At 69.5% G+C, this 2,101-nt stretch carries 3 protein-coding genes; all 3 read left to right on the top strand.

The features are described from left to right. Nucleotides 1-226 precede the first annotated feature (226 nt). Genes G6022_RS13775 through G6022_RS13785 form a run of 3 tightly spaced genes read left to right on the top strand, consistent with a single transcriptional unit; the run spans nt 227 to nt 2,004 of the window. A complete protein-coding gene (locus G6022_RS13775) occupies nt 227-751 on the top strand; it encodes an MSMEG_0572/Sll0783 family nitrogen starvation response protein (protein WP_179525783.1) in 525 nt (174 codons plus the stop codon). A 4-nt stretch (nt 752-755) separates the two neighbouring features. Next, nucleotides 756-1,646 (top strand): carbon-nitrogen hydrolase family protein, encoded by an 891-nt coding sequence (locus tag G6022_RS13780; protein ID WP_182617980.1) that lies wholly within the window; start codon nt 756-758, stop codon nt 1,644-1,646. Between the two features lies 1 nt (nt 1,647). Next, the gene (locus G6022_RS13785; protein ID WP_187701369.1) at nt 1,648-2,004 is read left to right on the top strand and encodes an MSMEG_0570 family nitrogen starvation response protein; all 357 of its coding nucleotides are present in this window, start codon (nt 1,648-1,650) and stop codon (nt 2,002-2,004) included. The last annotated feature ends 97 nt before the right edge of the window (nt 2,005-2,101 follow it).

A 2,101-nucleotide genomic window follows, 5' to 3' on the forward strand; every position in this document is an offset into this window, starting at 1 on the left:
GGGCGACTCCACGGGCCGCGCGGAGCCGCCACAGGACCCCCGCGGTGCCGCCACGGCGCCGCCACCGGGTGGCGGCGTCGGTCGCAGTGTTACGTCGGCGCCGGATGCGTTGTTCCAATTGCAACCACCCGGTAACGGACCGATACGCAGCGGTAACGGTCCGGGCGTGTACTCGCTGCCATGTCATCGGAACCCGTCCGGTGACCCAGTCCCCGAGGAGCCCACAGTGCCCGAGTTCGACGCCACCATCACCGAGAACATCGCCGCCTCCCTCAAGGAGATCCCGCACCCGTCCCTACCCAAGGGCACCAGCATCTACGGCGGCACCAAGATCTTCCCAGACTACAAGGCCGAGGAGGGGGAGTCGTACTTCACGCTCGTCCACGGGATCGCCCACGAGTCCTCCGTCTCCTTCGTCGCCGTCCTCCAGGCCACCCGCGCCCTGCGCAAGGGTTTCGAGTCGGCCATCTACTTCTACGGCCCCGGCGCGATCAACTGCCTGGCCACCCGCGGATTCCCCACCACCGGGGACTCCGGCTTCCCCGGCGAGCAGAACATCAACGAGTCCCTCGAGTCGTTCATCTCCGAGGGCGGAACCGTGTTCTGCTGCCGCTTCGGGCTCGGTCTCCACGGCGGTCGCGAGGAGGACCTGATCGAGGGCGTGATCCCCGCGCACCCGCTCGACGTGCAGGACGCCCTGATCCACTACGCCCGTAAGGGCGCCATCATCAACTCGACCTACATGGTCTGATGCCATGACGACCATCGGCTCGGTCGCCGCCAACTTCGGCCGCGACCTCGAGGAGAACTACCGGACCATCGCCCATTACACGGAGATCGCCCGCGAGAGCGGCGTCGACTTCCTTGTCTTTCCCGAGGCCGCCATCGGGGGCTACCTCTCCAGCCTCGGAAACCACGGCGACACCACGCCCACGTCGCGATCACTGCCCCCCGCCATCCGGCTCGACGGCCCCGAGATCGCGCGGGTGCAGGAGATCATCGGAGACCTGGTGGTGGCCATCGGGTTCTGCGAGCTCGACGACGACGGGGTGAACCGTTACAACGCGGCCGCCGTCCTCGACGGAACCCGCGTCTACGGCACCTACCGCAAGGTGCACCAGCCCCTCGGGGAGAACATGTCCTATGCCTCCGGCGGCGACTACCGGGTGTTCGACACCCCTGTCGGTCGGGTGGGCCTGCAGATCTGTTACGACAAGGCGTTCCCCGAGGCCGCACGCGTCATGGCACTGCAGGGCGCCGAGATCATCGCTTCCCTGTCCGCGTGGCCGGCGGCACGCACCGCGACCGCCGCCAACCTCCAGGAGGACCGCTGGACCTACCGGTTCAACCTCTTCGATTCCGCCCGGGCCCTGGACAACCAGGTGTTCTGGGTGGCCTCCAACCAGGCGGGGACGTTCGGGTCCCTGCGATACGTCGGGAACGCCAAGATCGTCGATCCCGGCGGGAACGTCCTGGCCACCACCACCCTCGACGAGGGCCTGGCGGTCGCCGAGGTCGACGTGGCGGGCACCTTCGCGGCCATGCGCGCCGGGATGTTCCACCTGCGCGATCGGCGCCCCGACGTGTACGGATCACTGGTCGAGGTCTGTGATCGGGCCGACGAGAGGACGCTCGCCAGTGCCTGAGATGAGCTTCGCCGTCCGGTGGCCCGACGGGACGGTCCGGGACTACTACTCCCCCAGCCTGGTGATCCACGACCACCTCACGGTGGGCGACCGTCTGAGCGTGGCCGAGTTCCGCCGCCGGGCCACCGACGGGCTCACCGAGGCGGGCGAGCGGGTCCGCGAACGCTACGGCTTCCTGTGCAGCTCGGCGGCGGACACCGCCGCACGGGTGGCCTCCGCGTCCCGGGCCCACCCCGGGGACGCCCTCGTCGAGGTCGTCTCTATGCACCCCCCGCTGCCCTCCGCATCCCCACCCCCCGCATCCCCACCCCCCGCGCAGGCGCCCTCCGCCTCGCCGGACCCCCAGGAGCACTCATGAGCACCACGCAGTTCTCCCCCGGCTCCCATGTCCCGGTGCTCGTCATCGGCGGCGGCCAGGCCGGTCTCTCGGTGAGCCATCACCTCGGTACGGCGGG

Source organism: Dietzia sp. Cai40, from assembly GCF_014145165.1.
GTDB lineage: Bacteria > Actinomycetota > Actinomycetes > Mycobacteriales > Mycobacteriaceae > Dietzia > Dietzia natronolimnaea.